28 protein-coding genes and 1 pseudogene (1 of these 29 running past the window's edge) are annotated in these 26,740 nt (G+C 59.8%); 15 read left to right on the forward strand and 14 right to left on the reverse strand.

All coding sequences use genetic code 11. The features are described from left to right. Positions 1-39: 39 nt before the first annotated feature. Genes ALO43_RS06360 through ALO43_RS06395 form a run of 8 tightly spaced genes read left to right on the forward strand, consistent with a single transcriptional unit; the run spans position 40 to position 6,047 of the window. The gene (locus ALO43_RS06360; RefSeq protein WP_005890301.1) at positions 40-843 is read left to right on the forward strand and encodes a heme ABC transporter permease; all 804 of its coding nucleotides are present in this window, start codon (positions 40-42) and stop codon (positions 841-843) included. Further along, entirely contained in the window at positions 840-1,016 is a 177-nt protein-coding gene (gene ccmD / locus ALO43_RS06365) for a heme exporter protein CcmD (RefSeq protein ID WP_005890302.1), read from the forward strand. The genes ALO43_RS06360 and ccmD overlap by 4 nt, the downstream gene beginning before the upstream one ends. Beyond that, a complete protein-coding gene (ccmE, locus tag ALO43_RS06370) occupies positions 1,013-1,480 on the forward strand; it encodes a cytochrome c maturation protein CcmE (protein WP_005890303.1) in 468 nt (155 codons plus the stop codon). The genes ccmD and ccmE overlap by 4 nt, the downstream gene beginning before the upstream one ends. After that, the gene (locus ALO43_RS06375; protein WP_024671100.1) at positions 1,477-3,450 is read left to right on the forward strand and encodes a heme lyase CcmF/NrfE family subunit; all 1,974 of its coding nucleotides are present in this window, start codon (positions 1,477-1,479) and stop codon (positions 3,448-3,450) included. The genes ccmE and ALO43_RS06375 overlap by 4 nt, the downstream gene beginning before the upstream one ends. After that, a complete protein-coding gene (locus ALO43_RS06380; RefSeq protein WP_005890307.1) occupies positions 3,447-3,983 on the forward strand; it encodes a DsbE family thiol:disulfide interchange protein in 537 nt (178 codons plus the stop codon). Before ALO43_RS06375 ends, ALO43_RS06380 begins: the two co-directional genes overlap by 4 nt. Beyond that, positions 3,980-4,450: a cytochrome c-type biogenesis protein gene (locus ALO43_RS06385; protein WP_024671099.1), complete on the forward strand. Its 471-nt coding sequence runs from the start codon at positions 3,980-3,982 to the stop codon at positions 4,448-4,450. The genes ALO43_RS06380 and ALO43_RS06385 overlap by 4 nt, the downstream gene beginning before the upstream one ends. Beyond that, complete coding sequence (gene ccmI / locus ALO43_RS06390) at positions 4,447-5,628, forward strand: c-type cytochrome biogenesis protein CcmI (protein WP_024671098.1); 1,182 nt, start codon at positions 4,447-4,449, stop codon at positions 5,626-5,628. The genes ALO43_RS06385 and ccmI overlap by 4 nt, the downstream gene beginning before the upstream one ends. A gap of 11 nt (positions 5,629-5,639) precedes the next feature. Continuing rightward, a complete protein-coding gene (locus tag ALO43_RS06395; RefSeq protein ID WP_024671097.1) occupies positions 5,640-6,047 on the forward strand; it encodes a hypothetical protein in 408 nt (135 codons plus the stop codon). Between the two features lie 62 nt (positions 6,048-6,109). Here ALO43_RS06395 and ALO43_RS06400 read toward each other — a convergent pair whose 3' ends face one another. Continuing rightward, on the reverse strand, positions 6,110-7,108 hold the full coding sequence (locus tag ALO43_RS06400; RefSeq protein WP_024671096.1) for a sulfate ABC transporter substrate-binding protein: 999 nt from the start codon (positions 7,106-7,108) through the stop codon (positions 6,110-6,112). A 98-nt stretch (positions 7,109-7,206) separates the two neighbouring features. Next, positions 7,207-8,040, reverse strand: coding sequence for an ion transporter (locus ALO43_RS06405; RefSeq protein WP_005890319.1), 834 nt, complete (start codon positions 8,038-8,040; stop codon positions 7,207-7,209). Positions 8,041-8,198: 158 nt separating this feature from the next. On the opposite strand from ALO43_RS06405, the gene ALO43_RS06410 reads away from it, so the two are divergent. After that, on the forward strand, positions 8,199-8,747 hold the full coding sequence (locus tag ALO43_RS06410; RefSeq protein WP_024671095.1) for a GNAT family N-acetyltransferase: 549 nt from the start codon (positions 8,199-8,201) through the stop codon (positions 8,745-8,747). Between the two features lie 193 nt (positions 8,748-8,940). Here the strand turns inward: ALO43_RS06410 and ALO43_RS06415 are convergent, their stop codons facing one another. From ALO43_RS06415 to ALO43_RS06435, 5 genes are read right to left on the reverse strand one after another with little or no spacing between them, the layout of a single operon-like run. Next, positions 8,941-10,374: an efflux transporter outer membrane subunit gene (locus ALO43_RS06415; protein WP_053479639.1), complete on the reverse strand. Its 1,434-nt coding sequence runs from the start codon at positions 10,372-10,374 to the stop codon at positions 8,941-8,943. Beyond that, entirely contained in the window at positions 10,371-11,255 is an 885-nt protein-coding gene (locus ALO43_RS06420; RefSeq protein WP_005890324.1) for an efflux RND transporter periplasmic adaptor subunit, read from the reverse strand. The genes ALO43_RS06415 and ALO43_RS06420 overlap by 4 nt, the downstream gene beginning before the upstream one ends. After that, complete coding sequence (locus tag ALO43_RS06425; protein ID WP_024671092.1) at positions 11,252-11,461, reverse strand: DUF1656 domain-containing protein; 210 nt, start codon at positions 11,459-11,461, stop codon at positions 11,252-11,254. The genes ALO43_RS06420 and ALO43_RS06425 overlap by 4 nt, the downstream gene beginning before the upstream one ends. After that, positions 11,458-13,545, reverse strand: coding sequence for an FUSC family protein (locus ALO43_RS06430; RefSeq protein ID WP_054997260.1), 2,088 nt, complete (start codon positions 13,543-13,545; stop codon positions 11,458-11,460). The genes ALO43_RS06425 and ALO43_RS06430 overlap by 4 nt, the downstream gene beginning before the upstream one ends. After that, positions 13,542-13,994 carry a MarR family winged helix-turn-helix transcriptional regulator gene (locus tag ALO43_RS06435; RefSeq protein WP_005890329.1) on the reverse strand — a complete coding sequence of 151 codons (453 nt, stop codon included), beginning with the start codon at positions 13,992-13,994 and terminating at the stop codon, positions 13,542-13,544. The genes ALO43_RS06430 and ALO43_RS06435 overlap by 4 nt, the downstream gene beginning before the upstream one ends. A gap of 541 nt (positions 13,995-14,535) precedes the next feature. Here ALO43_RS06435 and ALO43_RS06440 point away from each other — a divergent pair. Then, entirely contained in the window at positions 14,536-15,204 is a 669-nt protein-coding gene (locus tag ALO43_RS06440) for a polysaccharide lyase family 7 protein (protein WP_005890333.1), read from the forward strand. A 16-nt stretch (positions 15,205-15,220) separates the two neighbouring features. On the opposite strand, the gene ALO43_RS06445 is transcribed toward ALO43_RS06440, so the two are convergent. Both ALO43_RS06445 and ALO43_RS06450 read right to left on the reverse strand, forming a co-directional pair. Next, entirely contained in the window at positions 15,221-16,609 is a 1,389-nt protein-coding gene (locus ALO43_RS06445; protein WP_054997261.1) for a heavy metal sensor histidine kinase, read from the reverse strand. Then, positions 16,588-17,277 (reverse strand): heavy metal response regulator transcription factor, encoded by a 690-nt coding sequence (locus ALO43_RS06450; protein WP_005890337.1) that lies wholly within the window; start codon positions 17,275-17,277, stop codon positions 16,588-16,590. The genes ALO43_RS06445 and ALO43_RS06450 overlap by 22 nt, the downstream gene beginning before the upstream one ends. Before the next feature lie 170 nt (positions 17,278-17,447). Between ALO43_RS06450 and ALO43_RS06455 the strand changes: the two genes are divergently transcribed. The 3 genes from ALO43_RS06455 (at position 17,448) to ALO43_RS06465 (ending at position 19,525) form a co-directional block, all read left to right on the forward strand. Next, complete coding sequence (locus ALO43_RS06455; protein ID WP_005890338.1) at positions 17,448-18,053, forward strand: hypothetical protein; 606 nt, start codon at positions 17,448-17,450, stop codon at positions 18,051-18,053. Positions 18,054-18,137: 84 nt separating this feature from the next. Beyond that, a complete protein-coding gene (locus ALO43_RS06460; protein ID WP_054997262.1) occupies positions 18,138-18,758 on the forward strand; it encodes a cytochrome b/b6 domain-containing protein in 621 nt (206 codons plus the stop codon). Next, positions 18,755-19,525: a molybdopterin-dependent oxidoreductase gene (locus ALO43_RS06465; protein ID WP_005890341.1), complete on the forward strand. Its 771-nt coding sequence runs from the start codon at positions 18,755-18,757 to the stop codon at positions 19,523-19,525. Before ALO43_RS06460 ends, ALO43_RS06465 begins: the two co-directional genes overlap by 4 nt. 131 nt (positions 19,526-19,656) lie before the next feature. On the opposite strand, the gene efeO (ALO43_RS06470) is transcribed toward ALO43_RS06465, so the two are convergent. Genes efeO (ALO43_RS06470) through efeU form a run of 4 tightly spaced genes read right to left on the reverse strand, consistent with a single transcriptional unit; the run spans position 19,657 to position 23,929 of the window. Beyond that, positions 19,657-20,481, reverse strand: coding sequence for an iron uptake system protein EfeO (gene efeO, locus ALO43_RS06470; protein ID WP_054997263.1), 825 nt, complete (start codon positions 20,479-20,481; stop codon positions 19,657-19,659). A gap of 29 nt (positions 20,482-20,510) precedes the next feature. Further along, positions 20,511-21,833, reverse strand: coding sequence for an iron uptake transporter deferrochelatase/peroxidase subunit (gene efeB, locus ALO43_RS06475; RefSeq protein ID WP_024671087.1), 1,323 nt, complete (start codon positions 21,831-21,833; stop codon positions 20,511-20,513). A gap of 24 nt (positions 21,834-21,857) precedes the next feature. Continuing rightward, a complete protein-coding gene (efeO, locus tag ALO43_RS06480) occupies positions 21,858-23,066 on the reverse strand; it encodes an iron uptake system protein EfeO (protein ID WP_054997264.1) in 1,209 nt (402 codons plus the stop codon). 8 nt (positions 23,067-23,074) lie between these two features. Continuing rightward, positions 23,075-23,929, reverse strand: coding sequence for an iron uptake transporter permease EfeU (efeU, locus tag ALO43_RS06485; RefSeq protein ID WP_024671085.1), 855 nt, complete (start codon positions 23,927-23,929; stop codon positions 23,075-23,077). Positions 23,930-24,322: 393 nt separating this feature from the next. Between efeU and ALO43_RS06490 the strand changes: the two genes are divergently transcribed. Together ALO43_RS06490 and ada are read left to right on the forward strand one after the other, a co-directional pair. Then, positions 24,323-24,895 carry a DNA-3-methyladenine glycosylase family protein gene (locus ALO43_RS06490; RefSeq protein WP_032618689.1) on the forward strand — a complete coding sequence of 191 codons (573 nt, stop codon included), beginning with the start codon at positions 24,323-24,325 and terminating at the stop codon, positions 24,893-24,895. 82 nt (positions 24,896-24,977) lie between these two features. Next, a complete protein-coding gene (ada, locus tag ALO43_RS06495) occupies positions 24,978-26,084 on the forward strand; it encodes a bifunctional DNA-binding transcriptional regulator/O6-methylguanine-DNA methyltransferase Ada (RefSeq protein WP_024671084.1) in 1,107 nt (368 codons plus the stop codon). Here ada and ampC read toward each other — a convergent pair. After that, positions 26,073-26,740, reverse strand: a pseudogene (gene ampC, locus ALO43_RS06500) (class C beta-lactamase); it runs 447 nt beyond the window's last position. The gene ada and the pseudogene ampC overlap by 12 nt on opposite strands.

Consider the following 26,740-nt stretch of genomic DNA (forward strand, 5'->3'; position numbering starts at 1 on the left):
CGTTACTGCCGATGCCCTGCAAAACCCTGGAAACACCTGATGAAAAGCGACGTCACTAAAAGCAGCATCGGCTGGGCCTGGTTTCATACGCTCGGCTCGCCGAAAGGGTTCTACCGGATCAGCACACGCCTGCTGCCGTGGCTGAGCGTATCCGCCTGCCTGTTGCTTGGCATCGGCATCATCTGGGGTCTGGCGTTCGCACCACCGGACTACCAGCAGGGCAATAGCTTCAGGATCATCTACATCCATGTGCCTGCCGCAATGCTGGCCCAGTCCTGCTATGTGTTGCTTGCAGTGTGTGGTGTGGTAGGGCTGGTGTGGAAGATGAAACTGGCTGATGTTGCGCTGCAATCCGCCGCGCCCGTCGGTGCATGGATGACCGCGCTGGCATTGGCCACCGGAGCGATCTGGGGCAAGCCGACGTGGGGCGCCTGGTGGGTCTGGGATGCGCGGCTGACGTCGATGCTGATTCTGCTGTTTCTCTATTTCGGCCTGATTGCGTTGGGCAATGCCATCGGTAATCGCGACAGCGCCGGCAAGGCCTGCGCAGTGCTGGCCATTGTCGGCGTGGTGAATATCCCGATCATCAAGTACTCGGTGGAGTGGTGGAATACCCTGCATCAGGGCGCCACGTTCAGCCTCACTGAAAAACCGGCCATGCCTGCGCAGATGTGGCTGCCGCTGCTATTCACCACATTAGGTTTCTACTGTTTCTTCGGCGTAGTGCTGCTGTTGCGCATGCGGCTTGAAGTGCTGCGTCGCGAGTCACGGACCCAATGGGCCAGGGCTGAGGTAATGCGTAGTCTGGGGCAGCCCACCGCGCAGCCGGAGCACACGCCTTGAATTTCGAGTCATTCAGCGACTTTCTCGCCATGGGTCGGCACGGGCTGTTCGTCTGGTCGGCCTACGGCTTGTGTGCGTTGGTGCTGCTGATCAACGTGCTGCTGCCGGTTCTGGCGCGGCAGCGTTATCTGAAGCAACAGGCGCATCGTTTGAAACGGGAGCGCCGACCGTGAACCCGCTGCGCAGAAAGCGTCTGCTGATTATCTTCGCCGTGCTCATCGGTGTTGGCCTGGGCCTGAGCCTGGCCCTCAGCGCGCTGAAGGAAAACATCAATTTGTTTTATACGCCGAGTCAGATCGCCAATGGCGAGGCGCCACTGAATACACGTATCCGTGCCGGTGGCATGGTGGAAAAGGGCTCGTTGCAGCGCTCGGCGGATTCGCTGGACGTGCGTTTTGTAGTCACCGATTTCAGCAAGTCGGTGACCATTACCTATCGCGGCATCCTCCCCGACCTGTTTCGCGAAGGGCAGGGCATCGTGGCGCTGGGCAAGCTCGATGCACAAGGCGTGGTAGTTGCCGACGAAGTACTGGCCAAGCATGACGAGAAGTACATGCCTCCCGAGGTGACCAAAGCTTTGCGCGAGAACGGTCAGGCGCCAGCAGCATATGCGCCCGCAAGGCAGGCAGACCGATGATTCCCGAGCTCGGCCATCTGGCGATGATTCTGGCGCTTTGCTTTGCGCTGGTGCAGGCGATCATTCCGCTGATCGGTGCATGGCGTGGCGACAGGTTATGGATGAGCCTGGCGCGTCCGGCAGCGTGGGGCCAGTTCGGCTTTCTGATTTTTGCCTTCGGTTGTCTGACCTACGCGTTCATGGCCGACGATTTTTCCGTCGCCTATGTTGCGCAGAATTCCAACACTGCGCTGCCGTGGTACTACAAGTTCAGCGCCGTATGGGGCGCGCATGAGGGCTCACTGCTGCTCTGGGCGCTGATTCTCGGCGGCTGGACCTTCGCCGTGTCGGTGTTTTCCCGACAGTTGCCGCAAGTAATGCTGGCGCGGGTGCTGGCGGTGATGGGCATGATCAGTCTGGGCTTTTTGTCGTTTCTGATCTTCACGTCCAACCCGTTCGCGCGTCTGTTGCCGCAAATGCCCGCCAACGGCCGCGATCTCAACCCGTTACTACAGGATATCGGCCTGATCGTGCATCCGCCGATGCTGTACATGGGCTATGTGGGGTTTTCGGTCGCCTTTGCATTTGCCATCGCTGCGCTGCTCGGCGGTCGCCTCGATGCCGCCTGGGCACGCTGGTCGCGACCGTGGACGCTGGTCGCCTGGGCCTTTCTCGGCGTCGGTATCAGCCTGGGCTCATGGTGGGCTTATTACGAATTGGGCTGGGGCGGCTGGTGGTTCTGGGACCCGGTAGAGAATGCCTCGTTCATGCCCTGGCTGGTCGGCACGGCGCTGATCCACTCGCTGGCGGTCACGGAAAAACGCGGGGTGTTCAAGAGCTGGACGGTGCTGCTGGCGATTGCGGCGTTTTCCCTGAGCCTGCTGGGTACTTTTCTGGTTCGCTCCGGTGTGCTGACTTCGGTGCATGCGTTTGCCTCTGACCCGGCGCGTGGTGTGTTCATCCTCATGTTTTTGCTGATCGTGGTAGGCGGTTCGTTGACCCTGTTCGCGGTGCGTGCGCCAGTGGTAAAAAGCCATGTCGGCTTCGGCCTGTGGTCGCGGGAGACATTGCTGCTTGGCAATAACCTGTTACTGGTGGTTGCGGCGTCGATGATTTTGCTCGGCACTCTTTATCCGCTGGTGATCGATGCCATGAGTGGCGCAAAGATGTCGGTCGGTCCGCCGTATTTCAACGCCCTGTTCGTGCCCTTGATGGGCTTGTTGCTGGCGGTCATGGCCGTCGGCGTGCTGGTGCGCTGGAAGGACACGCCGCTGAAATGGCTGCTGGGCATGCTTGCCCCGGTGCTGATCGGCAGTGCGCTGCTGGCTGTGATCGCCGGGCTGCTCATGGGCGATTTCCGGTGGGCGGTGCTGGCGACCTTCATGCTTGCCGCGTGGGTGCTGCTGGCCGGGCTTCGCGATCTGTTCGACAAGACGCGCCACAAGGGGCTGCTCAAGGGCGCGCGCAGCCTGACCCGCAGTTATTGGGGCATGCAACTGGCGCACCTGGGCATCGTGGTGTGCGCGCTGGGCGTGGTGTTATCCAGCCAGAACAGCGCCGAGCGCGACCTGCGCATGGCCCCTGGCGAGTCTACGCAACTGGGCGGTTACGTTTTTGTGTTCGAGGGCGCGACGCATTATGAAGGGCCGAATTTCACCTCGGATCGCGGCACGGTTCGCGTGTTGCGCAACGGTGTGCCGCTGACCGAGCTGCACCCGGAAAAGCGCCTGTACAGCGTCCAGCAGTCGGTGATGACCGAAGCGGGCATCGACGCCGGTTTCAGCCGTGATCTTTACGTGGCATTGGGTGAACCGCTGGGCAACGGTGCCTGGGCTGTGCGGGTTCACGTCAAGCCGTTCGTGCGCTGGATCTGGCTCGGCGGACTGTTGACCGGGTTGGGCGGGGTGCTGGCAGCGCTGGACAGGCGTTATCGCACCCGGGTCAAAAGCAAGGTGCGCGAGGCACTGGGCCTGTCGGGAGCGGCACTATGAAACGCTGGATCATGTTATTGCCACTGGCATTGTTTCTTGGCGTGGCAGCGCTTCTGTATCGCGGTCTGTATCTCGACCCCGCCGAGCTGCCTTCGGCGCTGATCGGCAAGCCTTTCCCGTCGTTCTCGTTGCCGCAAGTGCAGAGCGAAAAAATGCTGACGCGTGCGGACCTGCTGGGCAAACCCGCGCTGGTTAACGTTTGGGGCACCTGGTGCGTGGCCTGTCGTGTCGAGCATCCGCTGCTCAAGCGTCTTGCGCAGCAGGGCGTGCTGATTTATGGCATCAACTACAAGGACGTAAATGCCGATGCGATCAAATGGCTCAAGGACTTTCACGACCCTTATCAGCTCGATATTCGTGACCAGGACGGCACTTTGGGCGTGAATCTTGGGGTGTACGGGGCGCCGGAAACCTTTCTGATCGACCGTCAGGGCATCATTCGTTACAAGCATGTCGGCGTTATCGATGACGTGGTCTGGCGTGAAAAACTGGCTGCCCGTTATCAGGCGCTGGTTGATGAGGCAAAGCCATGAAACGCTGCCTGCCTGTGGTTCTGCTCAGCCTGTTGTTTTGCGGTGTTGTCCAGGCAGCGATTGACGCCTACACCTTCCGTGACGACGCCGAGCGCACGCGCTACAGCGAGTTGACCCGAGAGCTGCGTTGCCCCAAATGCCAGAATCAGGACATTGCCGACTCCAATGCGCCGATTGCCGCTGATTTGCGCAAGCAGATCTACCGCATGCTCGGCGAAGGGCAGAGCAACCAGCAGATCATCGATTTCATGGTCGAACGCTACGGCGATTTCGTGCGCTATAAACCGGGCCTCAGTGCACGCACGTGGCTGCTCTGGTTCGGCCCTGCCGTTCTTCTGCTCGGCGGCGTTGTGGTGATCGGCTTTATCGTCGTGCGTCGTCGCAATCAGCGCCCTGCGCAAGGGACGGCGTTGTCCGAAGACGAGCAGCAGCGGCTTGCCAGACTGCTCGACGAGCACCGCTCATGATAGATTTCTGGGTAGCAATCGCGTTGCTCTTGCTGGTGGCGCTGGGCGTTCTGCTGATTCCTGTGCTGCACGGCCAGCGCGCGCAGCGTGAAGAAGATCGCACCGCGCTGAACGTCGCGCTTTATCAGGAGCGTTTGGCCGAGTCGCAGGCTCAGCACGAGCAGGGCGTTTTGTCGCTCGAGCAATGCCAGGATGCACGTGCCGAGGCCGCTCGCGAGCTGCTGGCCGATACCGAAGGCGCAGAACCCGTGCGCACGCAGAGCCTGGGCAGGCCGCCGTTGTTGCTGGCTTCCGCGCTGGTGCCTGTGCTCGGCCTGGCGGTTTACCTGAGCCTGGGGGCCAGTGACCGGGTCGAGTTGAGCCGTGAATTCGCCAGGCCACCGACCTCGCTGGCCGACATGACCCGGCGCCTGGAGCGTAGCGTGCAGGCGCAGCCGGACTCTGCCGAGAACCTGTATTTTCTGGCGCGCAGCTACCTTGCGCAAAATCGTCCCGGTGACGCTGCGCGGGTATTCGAGCGGACAGTTGCGCTGGCCGGAAGATCGCCAGAGCTGCTCGGTCAGTGGGCGCAGGCACTTTATTTCGCCAGCGACAAACACTTCACTCCGCAGGTGCAGGCACTGACCGACGAGGCGCTGCAGGCCGATCCCAACGAAGTCATCAGCCTCGGCCTGCTGGGGATCGCCGCGTTTGAAACGCAGCGCTATCAAGTGGCAGCGGATTACTGGACCCGGCTGCTGGCAGCGTTACCCGCAGACGATGCATCGCGCTCGGCGCTGGAAGGTGGTATTGCTCGCGCCAGACAAAACCTTGCCGAACAAGGCACGCCGGTCAAGGCACACTCGCTCAGGGTACGCGTCAGGCTGGCCGCATCGCTTGAGGGCAAGGTGCAGCCAGGTGACAGCGTGTTCATTTTTGCCCGGGCAATCAATGGTCCGCCCGCGCCATTGGCGGTCAAGCGCATCACGGTGGCCGACCTGCCTGCCGAGGTCGAGCTGAGTGATTCCGACGCAATGTTGTCGTCACTGAAACTGTCTAACTTTCCGCAAGTCCAACTGGTTGCGCGGGTGTCTCGCGCAGGCCAGCCAACTACCGGTGAGTGGGTCGGCCGCAGTCAGCCTCTGGCCAGCAGTACCGAGGCACAGCAGGTGTTGACCATCGACAGTCCGGATAACTAGAGAAATCGCTTATGTACCGTACCGCACGCATTACCTTGTTGGGTCTGGTCGTTGGCCTGAGTGCCTGCGCAGTCCAGCATCCGGCACCGCCCCATAGCCAGGAACCGATTCCGACTATGCCGGGCGCTCAGCAGCCTGGCGCACCGCGTCCAGCCACTGCACCGCAGGAGCCTGTCCAGGCGCCGCCTGCCGCCCCTAAAACCTCGGCCAGCTTCGCGCCGCCTCCGGGCGGTGGGAGCCATTGGGATGCGCGCCTGGGCGTGTACGTGATGGATGGTCAGCCCAATACGTTCTATCGCCAGCGCACTTATTATCAGTGGAACAATGGCTGGAGCTGGGCAACCAGCCCCAACGGCCCTTGGCAGGCGACCGACGCCAGCGGCGTTCCGGCCGGGCTGGGCAAACAGTTCAGCAACTGATTCAAGCCTGCAAATGAAAACGGCGACCTGATGGGTCGCCGTTTTTGCATCGCGTGGGCGGTTTATTTGCCCGGATAAATCTGGTCGAACACACCACCGTCGATGAAGTGTGTCTTCTGTACGGTGCGCCAGTCCCCGAAGGTTTTCTCGACTGAGAGGAAGTCTACTTTAGGGAAACGATCCTGAAACCTGGCGAGAACTTGCGGATCGCGCGGGCGCAAGTAATTGTTGGCAGCAATTTCCTGGCCTTCCGGCGACCACAGGTACTTCAAGTATTCCTCGGCCAGTGGGCGGGATTTTTTCCTGTCCACCACCTTGTCGACCACGCTCACCGGCGGCTCGGCTTCTGCCGACACGGACGGATAGACCACTTCGAACTGATCGCGCCCGAATTCGCGAGCGATCATCTCTGCCTCGTTCTCGAAGGTAACCAGTACATCGCCGATCTGGTTGGTCATGAACGTGGTGGTCGCGCCACGACCGCCGGTGTCGAGCACCGGCACATGGCGAAACAGGTCCCCGACGAACTTCTTCGCTGCGGCTTCGTCACCACCGTTTTTCAGGGTGTAACCCCAGGCCGACAGGTACGTATAGCGGCCATTACCTGAAGTCTTCGGGTTAGGCACGATGACTTCGACCCCGTCCTTGATCAGATCGGGCCAGTCTTTCAGGGCTTTGGGGTTGCCTTTTCGAACAATGAACACAGTCGCTGAAGTGAAAGGCGCACTGTTGTTCGGCAGGCGCGTGACCCAGTCATCGGGCACCAGTTTGCCGTTGTCGGCCAACGCATTGATATCGGTGGCCATGTTCATGGTGATCACGTCGGCCGGCAGACCGTCGATGACCGAGCGCGCCTGCTTGCTGGAACCGCCAAACGACATCTGCACTGTCACGTCTTCGTTCTTCTCGGCTTTCCAGTGTTTCTGGAAGGCGCTGTTGTAGTCCTTGTAGAAATCACGCATCACGTCGTAAGAGACGTTGAGCAGCGTCGGGGCTGCCTGGGCAGCACTGGCAAAAGCCAGGCTGGCGGCCAGTAGCGAAGCGGCGAAGAGTCTGTTCACTGCAGGGTCCTTGAGATTGTCTTGATGAAGCTTGATGGCGTAATGCCGCGACACTATCAGTATCGCGCCTGCTGTTTAAAGACTGAAAACGTCTTTGCTTATGCCTTGTGCTCTACTTTTGGAAACAATTGATTACCGCAGCGCGAACAGAACGCAGCGCCATGCTCGTGGAAGTTCTTCGAGCAGACCGGGCAATCATGCTTCAACTGCTCGCCGCGCATGGCGTTGGCCAGCTCTGCGGTGAATATCCCGGTGGGCACGGCTATGATCGAGTAGCCGATGATCATCACCAGCGACGAGAGCATCTGACCCACCGGCGTCTTGGGCACGATGTCGCCAAAGCCGACAGTGGTGAGAGTCACGATAGCCCAGTAAATGCCTTTGGGGATGCTGGTGAAGCCGTGCTCCGGGCCTTCGATTACGTACATCAGCGTGCCGAACACCGTGACCAGCGTTGAGACGGTGACCAGAAACACGATGATTTTCTGTTTGCTGCCGCGCAGCGCCGCCAGCAGGTAATTGGCCTGGCGCAGGTAAGTGCCGAGCTTGAGCACCCGGAAAATCCGCAGCATACGGATGATTCGCACGATCAACAGGTACTGCGCATCGCTGTAATAAATCGACAGCACGCCCGGCACAATTGCCAGCAGGTCCACGAGGCCGTAGAAACTGAAGGCGTACTTCAATGGCCGGGGTGAGCAGTACAGGCGCAGAATGTATTCAATCGCGAACAGCAGGGTGAAGCCCCACTCGATCCAGGCGAACAGCGTCGCGTAGTCGCGATGGATGCTCTCGATGCTGTCGATGACCGTGACCAGCAGGCTGAGCAGAATCGCCACCAGGACAATCTTGTCGAACGTCCGCCCGGCAGGCGTATTGGCCTCGAAAATAACGATATGCAACCGTTCGCGACGGCTGAGAGAGGTGTCCATGAGGCTTCCCGATTCGAATATCGGCAGAGCCTAGGAGGATTGGGTAGGTGAGTGCAAGTGCGGTGGCAAGATCGGGACAGGACGCAGAGCGTCCAGAACTGCGTTCCTGCGCTGGAGCTCAAGGAGCGATAACCTCGGTGACTGACGTCGGAGGATACATGCAGCATTCGGGCGAAGGGTTTTCTCTAAGGACATTGGCGTTTGATGATTGCGAATTGGTCAACCGCTATGAAAAGGCCAATCGCGAGCATCTGCAGCCGTGGGAGCCGTTGAGGGACGATGACTATTTCATCCTCGAAAACGCAAGATCACGGGTTCAGCAACAGTGGGAAAGCATGCAGGCCGGCCGCGCGATTTTCTTCCTTGTCACGGAAGCGGACGGCGGCGAGGTGCTGGGGCGGTGCAGTTACACAAACGTTGTCAGAGGTGCGTTCCAGGCCTGCAACCTTGGCTTCTCGCTGGCAGAGTCTGCTCAGGGGCGGGGGTTGATGAGAAGGTCGCTGGAGATGACCAATCGCTACTGTTTCGAGCGCATGGGCCTGCATCGCATCATGGCCAACCACATGCCGGGCAACCTGCGAAGTGAGCGACTTCTGCAATCGCTCGGCTTCGAAAGGGAAGGGTTTGCGCGCGCCTATCTGAAAATCGCCGGGGTTTGGGAGGATCACGTTCTGAGGGCGTTGGTTAATCCGGGGGATATCACTTAGCTGTGGGGGTGGCAGAAGGTTACGACGGCTGCGGAGCGGTCTTCAAACCGCTATTCTGGTTTTTCTGATGTACTGCATATAGCGGTTTTGCTGCCATTCCCGACAGTTCGTGGACAAGTCTACTCCTACATTGCGTATATCCGGGCGGGTTGGGGCAGTCCTCTTGCATTGTGGACTGCCCTCTGCCCGCGTTCTATTTTTCGGCCATTTCATCCTTTTCCCAACCGCCGCCCAGCGCCAGGAACAGATTGATCTGCCCCATCGCCACTTCGGTGTTGGCTTCAGCCATCTGAGCGCGCACGTCGGTATAGGTGCGGGTGGCTTGCAGGTCGGCCAGGAACGAGGCGCGTCCGGCCTGGTAGAAGCGGTGGGTCTGGTCAGCGGCTTCTTTGGCAGATTGCTCGGCTTCCTTGAGTGCATCGCGGCGGTCGAGCAGGGCGGTGTATTGCGCCAGCCCGGTCTGGGTTTCGCGAATGGCGTTGAGCACCACACCGTCAAACCGTGCCAAGGCTGCCTGGGCCGAAGCTTCGGCCTGGTGGATGCGCGCGCGGGACCCGTTGGACGGAACCGTCCAGTTCAGCAGCGGGCCGAAGCCCCAGCGATTGGCGGCCGGTTTGCCGAGGTTCTCGATGAGGCCGGTGGTGCCGATGCTTGCGCCGATACTGATGTCCGGATAAAGCTCCCCGGTGGCAACCCCGATCTCGGCTGTGGACATTGCCAGATGCCGCTCGGCCTGACGCACGTCGGGGCGGCGTTTGAGCAGGGCAGCACCGTCGCCCACCGGCATGACCTGCGCAATATGCGGTAGCGCGTTGCAAGTGCTGACCCCGATGGGCAATTGATCGACCGGCTTGGCCAGCAGCATCGACAGGCGGAACATCGCAGCCTGGCGGCGAGCCTCGTAACGGGGCATTTCAGCGCGCAACGATTTGAACTGGGTCTGCGAGCGCGTAACCTGAGTTTCATCGCCGCGCCCGGCATCGCGCAGGCGCCGGTTGAGGGTCAGGCTCTGTTGTTGCAGATCAAGCGACTCGCGGGCGATGTCGAGCTCTTCATTGGCCGCGCAAATCTGCGTGTAGGCACGCACGACATCGGCAACCACAGTGATACGCGCGGTATCGACCGCTGCCTGATTGGCATCGACATTGGCCTGTGCCGCCTCGATGCCGCGCTGCAAGGTGCCGAACAGATCGAACTGGTACGCAGTGGTCAGGCCGACATCACCCACATTGGACACCGGTACTTTATCGGTCAGCAGATACGCTTCGCCGGATTCCTGAACGCGCTGTGCGCCGATCTTTGCGCCGCTGGTGAAACCACCCGCCGCTTCGGCTTCGGCGTTCTGATAGCGTGAGCGTTGCAGATTGGCCGCAGCAACACGCAAGTCGGTATTGGACGCCATCGCCTGGCGCACCAACTGGTCCAGGCGCGGGTCCTGGTACAAGCGCCACCAGTGCGCCGGCACGGGTGCTGAAACGGCATTGACCGAACGGCCCGCCAGTTCACCCTGCAAATCCGGGCGATTGATCGCGCCGTCCTGCGGCACCTGATAATCCGGCCCGACCATCTGGCACGCTGACAGCAGGGTGCCGAAACTTATCGCCGTCAGGCGTGCAGCGCGTTTCATTGCACTGCCTCCTGAGTGTCTTCGATGATCGAAACTGTCGCGGTACGCCCCGCGATCATGCGGAAATTGGCAGGCACATCGTCGAAGGCGATCCGCACTGGAATACGCTGCGCCAGCCTGACCCAACTGAATGCCGGATTGACGTTGGGCAGCAGGTTCGAGCCGCTGGAACGGTCGCGATCTTCGATGCCGGCAACGATGCTCACCACGTGGCCGGTCAGCCGTGCGTTGTCGCCAATCACGCGGATGTCCACGCCCTGGCCGACATGTATGCCGTCCAGCTTGGTCTCTTCGAAGTAACCGTCGATGTGGAACGAAGCCGAATCGACCACCGACAGCACGGGACGCCCTGCGCTGACAAACTCATGTTCGCGAGGCGCACGATCATTGAGGTAGCCGTCCACCGGGCTGCGAATCACCGAGCGATCCAGGTTCAGTTGCGCCGCATCCACAGCCACCCGCGCTTCGCCCAGCGCCGAAAGCGCGCGGGCCTCGCGGGACTGGCTTTCCTCAAGTTGCTCACGCGCTACCAGATTGCCCAGGCCGCGGTTACGCTTGTTCTCGCGACGTGCCTGCTCCCAGGTTTCCTGACGCTCTGCGACAGTGGCCTGAGCCTGCCGCAGAGACAGCCGAAAGCGGTCCTGATCAATGGTGAACAGCACCTGCCCCTTGTGCACCGGCTGATTGTCTGTGACCTCGACCTTCTGAATCAGGCCCGACACGTCAGGCGCGATCTGCACGATGTCGGCGCGAATGTGGCCGTCCCTCGTCCACGGCGCGTACATGTAATACATCACCATCCGCCACACCACGACGGTAGCAAGGGCGACAACCAGCAGAGTCAGGACCACGCGGCCCAGTGTCAGTATCGGTTTTTTCATGTCATCAGGTATCGACTTAGAGTATCCACGGCGCCGAGCAGCAAAGCGTATAGACCTACGTTGAACAAAGCCCGGTGCCAGACCAGGCGGTAGAAGTGGGCGCGCGTCAGCACCGCATGCACCCCGAGAAACAGCAGATAGGCAATGCCCATAATTGCCAGGAACGTGGGAATGAAGATCCCGCTGATGTCCAGATCACCGATCACAGGGGCGCTCCATCAATGTTGTGCGGCAGTTGCTCGGTCATTTCGCCGGCAACGGTGACGATTTCCACGCCTGGCAACAACGCAAGGCGCAGGCCGCTGAGCGCGTGCAGCAGGTGGACGCGGGCGGGGTTATCGCCCATCTCCTGATCAGTCAGTGCGCGGCGCGTGCGATCCATCGCCATCAACAGGCCGCGCGGCGCAGGCAGGCGCTCACCGGCCTTTTTGCACTGCCGGAAATAGCCACCGACTTCTTCGATTACCTGACGCAACAACACCTGGGCTGCAGGCGTGGCGCGTCGGGTGTAGGCGATCAGGTCCAGCATGTTCAGCGCGACTCGCAGTTCTCGCAGAGCAATGCCAGTGTCCTGCGCGGTCAGCGTCAGGCGCGGCAGTTGCTGCATCAGGCGGTCGAGCATCTGCACGCCCATGCGCCGGTGTTCGGCCAGTGACGACTCTTCGCTGAGGCTGGCGATGTCGCGCCAACTGAAGCGGGTCAGACGTTTGGCTGCCAGTTCGACACCGAACGGGCGAAATACCAGCGTCCAGATGAAGGCAAACAACAACCCCGCGGGGCCTGCCAGGTTGGAGTTGAGGAAGTTCATGAAATCCGCGTCGTAGGCGCTCTGGATGCTGATGAAGGACGATGTGTTGACGATGGTCAGCAGCGTGCCGAGAAAGAACCGCGGTTGCACGGTCAGGGTGCCGACGCAAATGAACGGCACGGCGAAAGCCAGCACCAGCATCGGGAAGTCATGCAGGTTGGGCAGCACCACGAACAGATAAAGGCTGGCAAACACCACCGACAGCAGGGTCCAGAAAAAGAACCGGTAGATCTGCGGGGCCGGGTCGTCCATCGCTGCGAAGAAGCTGCACGATACTGCTGCCAGCGCCACGGCGCTGGCGCCGTCTTTCCAGCCGAGCAGAATCCACAGCACCGACGCGGCAATGATTGCCAGCACTGTCGAGGCTACCGAATAAAGCATCAGGCCGCGGTCTAGAAACGGCGTCAAACGGCCCAGCCGCCAGTGGCGATACGCAGCGCGCCATTGCGATTGATCGTCGGTCTTGATGGCGTATTGCAGTGTCCGGCAGTCCTGCCACAGGTCAATCCACTCACTCAGGCGAAACAGCGCATTGGAGAGCAGCAGCTGATCGCGATCATCCAGTTGTGCGGAGTCCGGTTGCAAACGCTCCAGCTCGCGGTGCAGTTGCTGCCATTGTTCATGCCGCGGGCCGTCTGCGGTGCTTTTCAACCAATCGCAGGTGCGCTGCAACAGCGGAAAGAGGCTGGCCAGAAGTTCGGGCGTGCGCCGCTCCAGTGCCCACAAGGCGTCATCCAGTGCGTCGATGACCGGCAACAAATGAATCATCCTGCCGCGCAGCTCATTGGCGTTGCGCACGGTTTGTTTGCGTGCACCTTCATGGCTCAACTGGCCGATCATCATTTCCAGCGAGTTGAAACTGCCGACCATCGAGTTGCGCAGGGTGCCGATTTCCTCGGCCTGACAGGTGCGGCTGATGAAGCGCTCGCTGTAGGTTGCTGCGTCGCTGAACCACTTTTCCGTCGTGGCCTGAAACACTGGCGCCAGACGGCGTGGCCAGAACATTGCGCCTACGACCGCCGCGCAGATGATGCCGAGGAAGATTTCTTCGGTGCGTGACACCGCGATGTCGAACACCGCCTGCGGGTTGTCGACCACCGGCAGTGAAATCAGCGGCATGGTGTAGCCCGCCAGCATCAGCGCGTAACTGTTCGCTGTGCGCAGATGCAGGGAAAGAAACAGCAGCGTGCCGGTCCACAAGCCGACCACGATGGCCAGCAGCAGGGGCGTCTGCACGAACATCGGCACCAGCAACACTGAGGCCGCCGCACCGGCCAGTGTACCGGCGGCGCGGTACAGCGCCTTGGAGCTGGTCGGACCCACGAAAGGGCTGGATACAATGTACACGGTGGCCATAGCCCAGTATGGGCGGGGCATTTCCATCAGCAGCGCGATGTACAGCGCAAGCATGGAAGCGCCGAACGTGCGCACACCGTAGAACCAGTCGCGAGCCGGTGGCACGCTGGAGAAAAAACCTTTCAAGCCTGGACTCCCTGTTCACGCTGCGCCGCTTCGGCAAATGCCTGCAACACACGCAACGTGGCCTCAAGGTCGGCAGGTTGCAGGCCCTCAAGCACCTCGGCACGTAGCCGTGTCAGCTCTTCTTCAATCGCCCCCGCCAGTGCGCGGCCCTTGTCGGTCAGGCTCAAAGCCTTGGCGCGACGGTCGTGAGGGTCTTCGCTGCGGCAGACAATCCCTGCCTTGCACAGTTGATCAAGCAAGCGGACCAGCGTCGGGCTTTCCATTCCTGCGGCCTGCGCGACTTTGACCTGATGCGCGCCGTCGCCCAGACGCGCTATGGCCAGCAACGGCCCTGCGCACGCTTCGGAAATGCCATAGGTGACCAGCGTGTTCTGGCAGATGCGTCGCCATTGGCGAGATGCGGCTACCAGGCCACTGCTGATTGCCCTGTGCAGGGGATCGACGGACATAAATACACCGGGAATTTAGTTAGGAGCAATATTGTTAGCGAGGATATTAATAGGATGCTAACTAATATCCCGTAACAACTGCTTACAGTCAACCCGGAGGTGACCCAACGGAAATCTTTGTTGAATTGCTCTGGACGAGAGGACGTTTTGAACAAGCGCAGTGTTCAAAAAAGACGACTTTGTCAGCTCCAGGCTCTGGAAGTTCATCTTGATCGAAAATAATCGCTACCGTTCGTCGGTAATTGGCGCCCGCTCACGCGTTTTTTGCGGCCATTCATTCAAAAAAATGACGCCACATTCAGTGACCTTTTTTCAGATTTATTAACGTCTGCAGCTGATAGGTGGCAAAGCGCTATAACTTTAATTTTGATATCGGAATAGTGGCATTGGCAGTTGTTAGGCATTTTATTGGCGCCAAGACGTTGTCGCTCCTGTTTAAAAATTAAACGACAAGGCCGATAGTCTGTATGAACGCAACGGGCCAGCACGCCCGTTCCAGAGCCATCCTGCTGGTGCGCAACGCGTACCCTGCGAGCAATCCATGATCGACCTTGCCACCTGGAACCTCTCCGTCCCTACCGGAAGTCCTGCAACCATCATCGAAACCCCGAAATTGATGAAAGGCTATCGGGATGGTTACTTTCAGTCCGGAGATACTCTGTTTTTCTGGGCGCCGGTGACCGGTTCGACGACGGAAAACGCCAAGTTCCCGCGTTCTGAGCTGCGTGAGACTACGGCTGATGGCAGGGTCTTCAACTGGGCTTACTCAAGCGCCGATAACTTTCTGCGCGCCACGCTGGAAGTTGACCAGGTGCCTTCCAGTGGCAAGATTGTGATCGGTCAGATCCATTGCTATCAGAGCACCGAGCCGTTGCTGAAAGTGGAGTATCAGTACAAGGAGAAACTGAAGACTGGCAATATCGTCGCCAAGTTTCGACGTACGCCGGACGCGGAAATCGAGGTGGTCATCATTGCCCAGGGTGTGCCGCTCGATCAGCAGTTCAGCTACACCATCAACCTGACGCCAAGCGGTGACCTGACCGTCAATGCCTTCAACGCTGTCTGGTACGCCAAGCTCGATTCAGCCTGGGCCAGCAAGCTGTTCTACTTCAAAGCGGGGGTCTACACCCAGGACAACACGGGCTACACCACCGAGGGCGGCTCGGCCACTTTTTACAAGCTGGCGATTGCCCACGAGAAGAAGAACTGAGCTTTTCGGAGCGGATTCAGGGCGCCGGGAAGATCAGACTGAAGCAGATTCTGCCGGCGGCGGGGTGCGCGACTTCGACCCGGCCGCCGTGCAGTTGCATGATCGCCGTGACGATTGCCAACCCCAGACCATTGGAGTCCGAGCTCTCATGACGCGAGGCGTCGCCACGATAAAAGCGGTCGAACAGCCTGGCGAGCGTCGCGTCCGAGAGCACCGGCCCGTTGTTTTCTACCTCTATCCTCCAGCACCTGTCCACAGCGGCAACCCGCATCAGGATCTCGCTGTTTTCGTCGGCATAGCGAATCGCGTTGGCCACCAGATTGCTCATGGCCCGGCGCAACAGGATAGGGTCGGCCAGCAGTGTGCCGGTTCCGGACGTGATCAGTCGCAGGTTGCGCTCTTCTGCCAGTCCTTCGAAATAGCCCGCCACCCGTTGCAACTCATCGTGCAGGTCGAGTGACTGACGCTCCAGCGCGGCCTGAGCCTCATCGGCACGTGCTAGGAACAGAATGCTTTCCACTAGCCGGGAAATACGCTCGAGTTCTTCCAGGTTGGAAGCCAGCAGTGCCTGATATTCCTCCACGCTGCGGTTCTGGCGCAGGGCGACCTGACAGTGACCCATCAACGAGCCGACCGGTGTGCGTATTTCGTGGGCCAGGTCGGCAGAAAACTGCATCAGACGTCGATAACCGTCGTCCAGTCGGTCAAGCATGGCATTGAAGGCGTCACTCAATTGCTGCAACTCGACGGGTGTGTCCCGGCTGTCGAGGCGCTTGTGCAGGCTGGCCGGGGTTATTGCCGCCGCGTGAGTGGCCATCCGGCGCAACGGCCGCAGACCGCGTCGCAACAAGACATAACCAAGCGCGGCAGTGATCAGGAACGCCAGAGTGACGGCGATGTAAATGCTCTGGCGAAAGCTGGCAAGCATGGCCATTTCTTTGACCATCAAATGCGCGGCCTGCAGGCGCACTTCAACACCATTGGACATCACCTGCGCCGACGCTGCGCGCAAAGGCACGCCTTGCAGGCTCATCCCGCTGCGCAGATCATCGACCCGCAGCGGCTGGTCCTGCGCAACAGTCGGCAAATCCGGCAAGGGCGCATGTTGCGGGTTGACTGAAATCACCGGTGACTTGCCTGGTTCGCCGATGATGAAAATATCTTCTTCGCTGTCGAGCATGTTTTCGAACAGTTGCGGGCTGCCTTTGAGGTTGTCCATGCTCAGGTCGTAGCGCAGCAGTTTGCGGAAATGGTCGAGTCGCGCCAGCACGGCGTGGTCGCTACGTTGCAACACTGTCTGCTCAATGGACTGATAGAGATAGAACCCCGCGCCGCTGACCGTAAGCATTGCCACCAGTGCGAACGCCAGGGTCGAACGCAGTGTCAGGGAAGGCTGGCGTCGCATGGCCGTACCTCGCACACATAACCGATGCCACGCACTGTGTGGATGAGTTTGACCGGGTAGGGCAGGTCGATCTTGCTGCGCAGGCGTTTGATGGCAACGTCCACCACGTTGGTGTCGCTGTCGAAATTCATGTCCCAGACTTCCGAGGCAATCTGCGCGCGGGACATCACGTCACCTTCGCGGCGCAACAACAGGTGTAGCAGAGCGAATTCCTTGTTGGTCAGCACAATGACCTGCTGTTGACGCGTCACGCGGCGGCGCAGCAGATCAAGCTCAAGATCGGCCAGATGAAAATGATCGGCTTCGCGCACCACTCCGCGGCGCAGGATGGTGCGGATGCGCAGCAGCAGTTCGGTGAAAGAGAACGGTTTGACCAGATAGTCGTCGGCGCCCAGCTCAAGACCGCGAATGCGGTCCTGCAACTGATCGCGTGCGGTCAGGAACAGCACCGGCACGTCCTGCCTGGCGCGCAAGACCTCGATGATTTGCCAGCCGTCGATACCGGGCAGCATCACGTCAAGCACGATCAGGTCGTAACGGTTTTCCAGTGCCAGATGCAGGCCGTCGGCACCGTGCTGGGTCCAGTCGACCCGGTAGCCGGACTCGCCGAGGCCCTTCTTCAGGTACTCGCCTGTTTTGGTATCGTCTTCAATAAGCAGGATATGCATCGTTTTGTCCGCTACGCTTTTGCAGGCGCCCTCGGTGCGCCGATGCCGGAGTCTAACCAGTTGCCGACAAGGTGTCCGGCGAATGACAAAAATGTCATTGCACGGTCATTCTGCGGTGCCGGTAACGGTGCAAGGATGGCTCTCAGACCTCAACTGCCAAGGAAGTATTGATGAAGACTGCACTCTCCACCACGTTTGGCCTGCTGTTGCTCAGCGCCGCTGTCATGACTCAAGCCGCCGACATGCCGGTGGTCAAGCCGATGCGCGGGACCGTCGACAGCCTGCAGGCCGACACCTTGAATTTCACCACCCGTGCGGGCCAGCACCAGAGCATTCAGTTGACCGACAAGACCGGCATCCGCCTGGTGTCCAAGGCTGACCTGGAATCGATCAAGGCTGACAGTTTTGTCGGTTCGGCAGCCATTCCCCAGGCTGACGGCACATTGAAAGCGCTGGAAGTCACCGTTTTTGAACCAAGCCTGAAAGGCAGTGGTGAAGGCCATTACGGCTGGGAAAATGCCGACGGCACGACCGGCACCATGACCAACGGCACTGTTGGCACACTGTCCAAAGCCAATGGCCGCACCCTGACTGTTCAATACAAGGGTGGCGAGAAGCAGCTGGTTGTGCCGGAAGACGTGCCGATTGCCTATGTCGAGCCAGGTCAGCGCAGCGAGCTGAAAACCGGTGCCAAGGTTGTGCTGTTCCCGGCTGACGACGGCAAGTCGGCACGCGGTGTCGCAGTTGGCAAGGACGGCTTTACTCCGCCTATGTAATTGCTGCCGACAGCGTCATGGCAGGCGGCTCTGGTCGCCTGCCCGCGCACAGTGCGGCTATGCCTGATTCAGAAGGATCTCGACATGAAAACCCGCCCCATTCATCCGTGGCCGGTACGTTTGACTCATTGGGTCAACGCAGTGGGCATGGTCTGCATGTTCATGAGCGGTTGGGCCATTTACAACGCATCGCCGCTGATGCCGTTCACATTTCCCAAGATTTTGACTCTCGGCGGCTGGCTGGGCGGCTCCATTGCCTGGCACTTCGCGGTGATGTGGCTGTTGGTCATCAACGGCCTGGTTTATGTGCTGTATAGCGTGTTCAGTCGCCATTTCAAGCGTGATCTGCTGCCGGTCAGTCCTTCGCAGGTAAAGCGTGACATGAGTGATGCGCTGCACTTTCGCCTGGCTCACGTCAAAGGTCAGTACAACGCCGTGCAGCGCTTGATGTACTGGCTAGTGCTGATCATGGGTGTGCTGGTAGTGGTGTCCGGTCTGGCAATCTGGAAGCCGGTGCAATTTCAGGGGCTGGTTGCTCTGCTGGGCGGTTTCGATTTTGCTCGCTGGGTGCATTTTGGCGCCATGACAGCCATTGGCGCGTTCGTAATCGTGCATCTGCTGCTGGTTATGCTGGTGCCCAGCACCTTGTTACCGATGATTACCGGCGGCCGTCAGCCGAACGAAGATGGAGCTGCCAAGCCATGAACGAACCTCGCAAACGCGTCACACAGCGCATCCGTCTGGAACCTGCGCAGCAAAGCCAGCTGATTGATATTCAACGACGTTCTTTTCTGCGTGCCGGGCTGACCGTGGGCGCCATGTCGATGCTAACCGGCTGCAACCTGCAGGACGGTGACCAGGTGGACAAGGTGCTGTGGGCCATGTCGCGCTGGAATGACCGGGTTCAGGCCTGGCTGTTCAACGGTCAGAAACTGGCCCCAACCTACAGCAAGGCGCAATTGACCAATCCGTTTCCTTTCAATGCGTTTTACCCCGAGTACAACGTGCCCGAGCTGGAGCTTGCCGACTATCGGCTGGCGGTGTCCGGACTGGTCCGTGACAAACAACCGTGGACGCTGGATGCGCTGCGCAAACTGCCGCAACGCACCGACATTACCCGATTGATCTGTATCGAAGGCTGGAGCGCGATAGGTCAGTGGGGCGGCGTACCGCTGAAGACGTTCCTGGAATACATCGGCGCTGATACCACGGCACGTTTCGTCGGTTTCAAGTGCGCCGATCGCTATTACTCGAGCCTGGATATGCCCACCGCACTGCACCCGCAGACCTTGCTGGCGCTGGATTTCGGCGAAGTTGCCCTGCCTCCGGACTACGGCTATCCGCTGCGTGTGCGGGTGCCGACCAAACTGGGCTTCAAGAACCCCAAGCACATCGTCGAGATCTTCGTCAGCAACGAAAACCCCGGCGGGTACTGGGAGGATCAGGGCTATAACTGGTTCAGCGGGATCTAGCGGCGGGACGTGGAACTCATTGTTCCTCACCCTAGCGTGGGAATGCCTGCCGTAACGCTCTGCGTCACACTCAGTCGCAGTGACCACGCGCACCGCAAGAGCCGCACCTTGAACAGGCGCGGCGCTTCAGATCAATTCAAACCCAGCTTGCCGCGCAGGGTGGAGAGATCTTCTGCCAAGGTATTGACCGGGCCGATCAGGGCTTTGCGGTCGTTTTCCTTGACCTTGTCGTAAGTCTCGAACCCACCGTCCTTGGTCTTGTACTTGGCCAGGATCTTGTCAACGGTTGCGAAGTTCTTGTCGACTTTGGCGGAGAAAGCCTTGTCCTGCTGCTCTATCTGCGGACGGAACAGGTCGACGATTTTCTTCGCGCCGTCGATGTTGCCCTGGAAGTCGTACAGGTCAGTGTGGCTGTAACGATCTTCTTCGCCGGAGATCTTGGTCGCTGCGACTTCTTCCAGCAAGGCTGCCGCGCCGCCGACGACTTTTTCAGGCGGGAAAGTCAGGTCGGTAACGCGCTTTTCCAGGTCCTTGACGTCGCTCAACAGCTTGTCGGCAATAGGGCCTTGGTCCTTGGTGGTGTTTTGCGAAAACAGAGCATATTCCAGCCGATGGAAACCGGTGAAATCTTCTGCCGTTACGCCTTTTTCGTGATCATCGACGTGCGAGTCAATGGAGGCGTCCAGGTCGCTGAACAGTTCGGCAATCGGCTCGACCGACTCGTAGTAGACGCGGGTAGGGGCGTAAAGCTTTTTAGCGGTCGCAATGTCGCCTTTCTTCACGGCGTCGGTGAATTTCTGGGTATGGCTGACCAGCTCCTCGATGTTCTCGGTCACGTAAATCTTGTAATCCGAAACCGGGCCTACCAGGTCCAGCGGGGCGGTGGCGGCGAAGGCGGCCAGTGGGGTCTGAAGCAGGCCAAGTGTCAGGAGCAAAGCCAGAGGCGTCTTTTTCATAAGTGTCTTCCGGGTCAGGAGTGAATAAGTCATGCGGTTTGGCTGGACGATGCAGCCGCCAGCAACGAGCGGCCGATGAAATCCTGTTCGCCGGTCACGCCCGGCAGGGTGAAGAAATAGCCGCCGCCGACGGGCTTGAGGTATTCCTCAAGCGGCTCGCCGTTCAGGCGGCTCTGTACCGTGATAAAGCCTTTTTCCAGATCGGCCTGGTAGCAGATGAACAGCAGGCCCATGTCCAGCTGCCCGTTCTTGTTCACTCCGTTGGAGTAATTGAACGGACGGCGCAGGATCAGGTTGCGCTGTGTCTCGGCAGTACGCGGGTTGGCCAGACGGATGTGCGAGTCCAGTCGGGTTTTCTTGCCCTCCGGGTCAGCCGCGTAATTCGGCACGTCGGTCTCGACCTTGCCGTCCATAGGCGCACCGGTGGTTTTACTGCGGCCGAAGATCGATTCCTGTTCCTGCAGCGGCGTGCGGTCCCAGCGTTCGACGAAGTTGCGAATGATGCGCACCGCCTGATAACTGCCATTGGCTGCCCAGGCCGGTTCGTCGCTGCCGGGTTGCACCCAGACCAGCTCGTCCATGGTCTTCTGGTTATTGGAGTCCGGGTTCGCCGAGCCGTCCCGGAAGCCCAGAAAGTTGCGCGCGCTTTCAGGAGGCTGGCCAGGTTTTTTCGGTGCCTGAGGCGGCACGGTGCCTTCCTGTTTCCAGCGAACCAGCAGCAGGTCGGGCAGGTTCTTGACGATGTCGCGCAGGGCGTGGATGTTGCTGTCGGCGGTGTTGGCGCAGAACTGAATGCTCAGATCTCCGTGGCAATTGGCCGGGTCCAGCGCATCGTTGGGGAAACCGGTCATGCGGCTCAGACGCGCGGGTTTGACTGACGCGAGGCCGAAGCGCTCATCGAACAGTGATTCCCCCACCGATACCGTGATGGTCAGGTTATCCGGCGTCACCACCGGGCCGAGTATTCCCGAGTCCAGTGGCGGCAGTTTCGGATCGACTTCCGCTACCGGTCCGCCAGTCATCAGGAATGCGATACGCTCGTTGAGTGTGCGGAACAGGCGCTCAAGATCTTCCCGGTCGGCGGCCAGCACATCGAACGCCACCAGCATGCCGGATGCCGGGCGCGGGTTTACGATGCCGGTCTGATGAATGCCGTGGAACGTGTTGTGGTCCTGCGTCTTTTCGCTGTTCGGCGCTTCGGTGACTTGCGCTGGTGCAGCGGCCAGTACGTTGCCGCTCAGGCTGCTGCCAGCCAGCGCGGCACCAGCGGCACCAAGCCCCATCAGGACACGGCGACGCTGAATCGATGCAGGGGCGTTATTCGTGTCTGGATTGTTGTCTGGGTTTTTCATCGTGGTGTGCTGTGCTCCAGTGGATCAGAGGTCAGAAAGGCCGAGTGCCGAGTCGATACCGTTGATTGCGTCGGCCACTGCCGCCGCCTTGGCCGCAATTTGCTGGCGTTGCGCCGTGTTCACCTGCTCGTAAGACCGGTAACCGTCGGCGGTGCGGAGCGCTTTCAGCGAGGTGTCCAGGTCGGCGGTGGCTACGTCGATTTTCTGCAACATGTCGCCAGCGCTACGAATCAGCAGCGGGCGCAGCAGATCGACGATCTTGCGCGTACCTTCCAGGTTGGCGGCGAAACCGTTCAGGTCGCTGTGGCTGTAACGTTCTTCCTCGCCGTTGCTGCGCACGTCTGACAGGCTGCGCATCGTGCGGACGGCAATATCGGCGAGCTGCTCGGGTTGCAGCGACTGCGCCATCAGTTGTTGCTTGAGCTGGGTGACGTCGTTTTGCAGGCGTGATGCCACGGGTGACAGGCCGTCGACAGTGCGTTGTTCGAACAGCGCGTATTCGATGCGGTGGAAGCCGGTGAAGCCGGGGTCCTGCTCACGCTTCTCGTAATAATCAGCGCGAGCGTTGATCGCATTGTCCAGCTCCGAAAAGCGCTGCGCGGCAGGGGCAATGCGCTGATACGCGGTGCGAGCAGGCAGATAGGCCGCCTGCGCGGCGCTCAGGTCGCCAGCGTCGATGGCCTGTTGCAAGGCAATGACGGCTTTGATGAGCGCTGAACCCTGCAGGCTCAGGTACACCCGGTACTCGGAGAGCGGCCCGATGAATGCGGTCATCGAAGGGCGCGCTCTGGCTTTGGCATCGGACTCGGCGGTCGGTGTGACATGCAGGGTGCCGCGCGGGTTGCTGAGCAGGCCGCAGGTGATTGCGTAATCGCCCGGTGCCAGGTTGGCATTGATTACCTGACTCAGGCCCGGTGCAATATTTTCCCGCTCCTCGATCACCAGCACGCCATCGAGAATTTCCCATTCGACGGCCCGTTCAGAGCGGTTGACGATGCGAAAAGCGTTGTTGCCCGCTGCCACGGTCAGGGCGTTTGGCTCACAGTTGTGCGCATGAATATTGACCACTGTTTCAGTGCCAGCATTGGCGGCCCGCTTTTTGGCGGCCACCTGCGAGGCGTAATAGAACAATCCGCCTGCGGCAAACATCAGAATCACCGAGCCGGCCACTGCCAATCGCAGGACACGGGGCGGCCGGGCTTTCTCGGAAAGCCCTGAGGGACGGTTAGACATAGGTGCCCTTATTTGTTCGTAACAGAAGATGGGTGCGGCTGTACTGCCCTGGCTGCTTTCGGGCTGTGTGGCATGAAAAACAGTACCAGCGCGCCGATCAGGTAAATCAGATAGACACTCAGCGTGCTGACCGTCGGCGCATCCTGATAACCGAACATGCCTGCGAGTACCGAGCCGGCAGGCCCGTCCATCGGCAGCAGCGCACTGATGTCGAAGACCACGCCTTGCAGGTGATTCCAGACGCCCGCTTCATGCAGCGCCTGCACCGAGTTGGCAAGAATGCCCGCGGCCACCACGAGTATGAACAGCCCGGTCCAGCGGAAAAACAGGCTCAGGTTGAGGCGCATGCTGCCGCTGTAGATCGCTACGCCGAAACCCACCGCCAGCAGCAGGCCGAGCAGGGCACCCAGCGGTGCGCCCGAGCCTTCGCTCTGCTGGAACACGGCGAGCAGAAAGAATACGGTTTCCAGCCCTTCACGGGCCACGGCGAAGAACACCATGGCGATCAGTGCGTAGGTCTGGTTTTTCGAGCCGGTGAGGGCGGCGTCCAGGGATTCATGCAACGCATGCTTGATCGAACGCGCCACTTTACGCATCCAGAAAACCATCGAGCTGAGGATGCCCACGGCGATCAGGCCGACAATGCCCTCGAACAATTCCTGCTGCTTCTGCGGAAACTCGGCGCTCATCAACTCCAGCCCGCCACCGACGAATAGCGAAAGCGCAGCCGCCAGGAACACGCCGATCCACACCGCAGGCATCCACTCGCCACGACCGGTCTGTTTCAGGTAACTGGCGATAATGCCAACAATGAGCGCAGCTTCGATGCCTTCGCGCAGCATGATCAAAAACGGAACGAGCATATCCCACCGGGTTCAGGATTGAAGGGTGCAGGTGTTTCGACCAGCAAACAGCCTGAAACACTGCGTAACATAATGATACTCATTCTTGAATGCGGATAGTTGTTTTTTGTCCGCTTCAGATTTTTGTCAGGCTGTTCAGGCGAGGTTCAGCTACTCGTGGCTCGAGGTTTGAACTTTTTTCTGGTGCTTTGAACGCTCAGCGATCATGTTGAACACCACGCAAAATGAGGATGGGTTTTTGAATTGCCAGACCCGGCCACTTCAATATTGGAAGTCATGATGTCATCTCAATTCGAGAACTCCGGTCGCGATCTTGTGCCGCAGAATTGCCAGACCGAGGTGCCACACGCCCAGGCTGTTGAGTCGCTCAGCGCTATCGACAGGCGGTGGCAAATGCTGATCGATCACGTCGGTCCCTGTCTGCATCCGGTGACGGCGGCCCAGGATCCGTTTCAGGCGCTGGTCAAGGCAGTGGCCTACCAGCAACTTCACGCCAGGGCGGGCGACGCGATGATCATGCGGCTGCGCGGGCTGTTTCCGGGTGTCGGCTTTCCGGACGCGCAGGCATTGGTCGATCTGGACGAGCAGGCATTGCGGTCCTGCGGCTTTTCGGCATCCAAATGCCGGGCGATCAAGGCGATTGCAGCTGCGCGATCAGACGACCGTGTGCCTGACGTCAGTGCTGCGCTGGCGATGACTAATGATGAACTCGTCGAGCGGCTCATTCAGTTGCCGGGGGTAGGGCGCTGGACGGTGGAGATGATGCTCATCTATGGGCTTGGTCAGATGGACGTCATGCCTGCCAGCGACTTCGGCGTGTGTGAAGGCTACAGGCGCCTGTACGCACTTGAACTCAAGCCGGGCCATGGGGAAATGCGTCGGCTTGGTGAAGACTTTGCGCCTTACCGGACGATTGCTGCATGGTATCTGTGGCGCGTACCGATCGGTTTTGGCACAAGCGGCTGATCTCGAATTTGAAAGCAAGCATCGGAGTGTCTGACAGCCCTGACCGGGATAGGCTTGGCGAAACTCTGGGCGAGGTCACAAGATGGACAGCATAAAGCGGACTGACACAGCACATGCCCTGCGCACGGAAGACGATCCACGCTGGGACATTCTGCTCAAGCGGCGCTCTGGCGTCAGTGCGGATTTCGTTTACGGCGTATTGACCACTGGTATCTACTGCAAGCCTGGCAGCCCGACCAGGCTTCCGCGTCCAGAAAACGTGGTGTTTTTTGACACCGCGAGCGAGGCCGAAGTCGCCGGTTTTCGTCCGTCGAGGCGCAGCGGCAGCGATCAGCAAGCGGTCGAGCTCAAACGCGCTAATGCCATTTCCGAAGCCTGCAGATTGCTGGACAGCGCCGTAGCAATGCCCAATCTGACCGAGCTTGCCGAACAGGTCGGCATGAGCGCTTTTCATTTTCACAGGGTGTTCAAAAGGCTGACCGGGTTGACACCAAAGGCCTATGGGCAGGCGGCGATGCGCTCGCGTCTGAAGGCCCGGCTGGCCGATGATACGACGATCACCCGTGCGCTCTACGAAGCGGGCTACAACTCCAACAGTCGTTTCTATGAGGCTTCGCAGAATATGCTCGGCATGAAACCTTCCGAATACCGTGCAGGCGGCGCCAATGTCGATATCAGGTTCGCCTTGGGTGAGAGCTCGCTGGGTTCGATTCTGGTGGCGACCAGCAGCAAAGGTATCTGCGCCATTTCGCTCGGAGATGATCCCGACGTGCTTATCGAAGGTTTTCAGGACCGGTTCCCAAACGCCAACCTTATCGGTGCAGACCCGGAGTTCGAAGCGCTGGTTGCCAAGGTCGTGGGCTTTGTACAATCGCCGGCCACCGGCCTTGCGCTGCCGCTGGACATTCGTGGCACGGTGTTTCAGGAGCGGGTATGGCAGGCACTGAGGGGCATACCTGCCGGATCTACCGTCACTTACACGAAGATCGCCACGCAGATAGGTATGCCCAGCGCCGTTCGTGCTGTGGCCAACGCTTGTGGTGCCAACACGCTTGCCGTGGCCATTCCCTGCCATCGCGTGGTGCGCAGTGACGGATCGTTGTCCGGCTATCGCTGGGGTGTGGAGCGCAAGCGCAAGCTGCTCGAAATCGAGTCTGGCGAAGGGGCAGGGTTGTTTTCAGGGCTTTGAACAGCAGCCCAGTTCATCCAGAATCCGATAAGCCAGCCTTACCCGTTGTTCGTTCGGATAGTTCTTGTTGGCCAGTATCACAATGCCGAGCTGTTTTTCCGGAATGAACGCCACATAACCGCCAAAACCGTTGGTTGATCCGGTCTTGTTGATCCAGGCGGCTGGCTGCGGTGCCTGTGGAGGTTCGATAGCTTCAGCCTTCAGCGTCGTAAGCATTGCGCTGGCGTTGCCCGTAAGCAGTTGTTCCAGATGGACCGGCATTGAATACTGTTCCCAGATCAGGTCCTGGGTCATGCTTGCGACGCGAAAATAACCGGTCTGTGTGTCGCTCAGGGCACGACGCAAACGGGCGTCGTATTGACCCGTTCCGATATTAGCTTCGACAAAACGGATCATGTCGCGGCTGCTCGATTTCACACCGTAGGCTTCTGCTGCCAGTGGGCCTGGGCTGACCCGGGCCGGTTCGTCGAGTTTGTTGTAGCCCTGCGCATAAAACCCCTGTTTTTCATCAGGCACGTTGACGTAGGTACTGTTCAGGCCCAGCGCCGGGAACAGGCGTTGTTGCAGGGCCTTTTCGTACGGCAGGTGCATGCTCCGCGCCGCGATCATGCCAAGCAGGCCCACGCTGGGGTTGGCATAGGTGCGATGGGTGCCCG

It is taken from the genome of Pseudomonas tremae, from assembly GCF_001401155.1.
Lineage (GTDB): Bacteria > Pseudomonadota > Gammaproteobacteria > Pseudomonadales > Pseudomonadaceae > Aquipseudomonas > Aquipseudomonas tremae.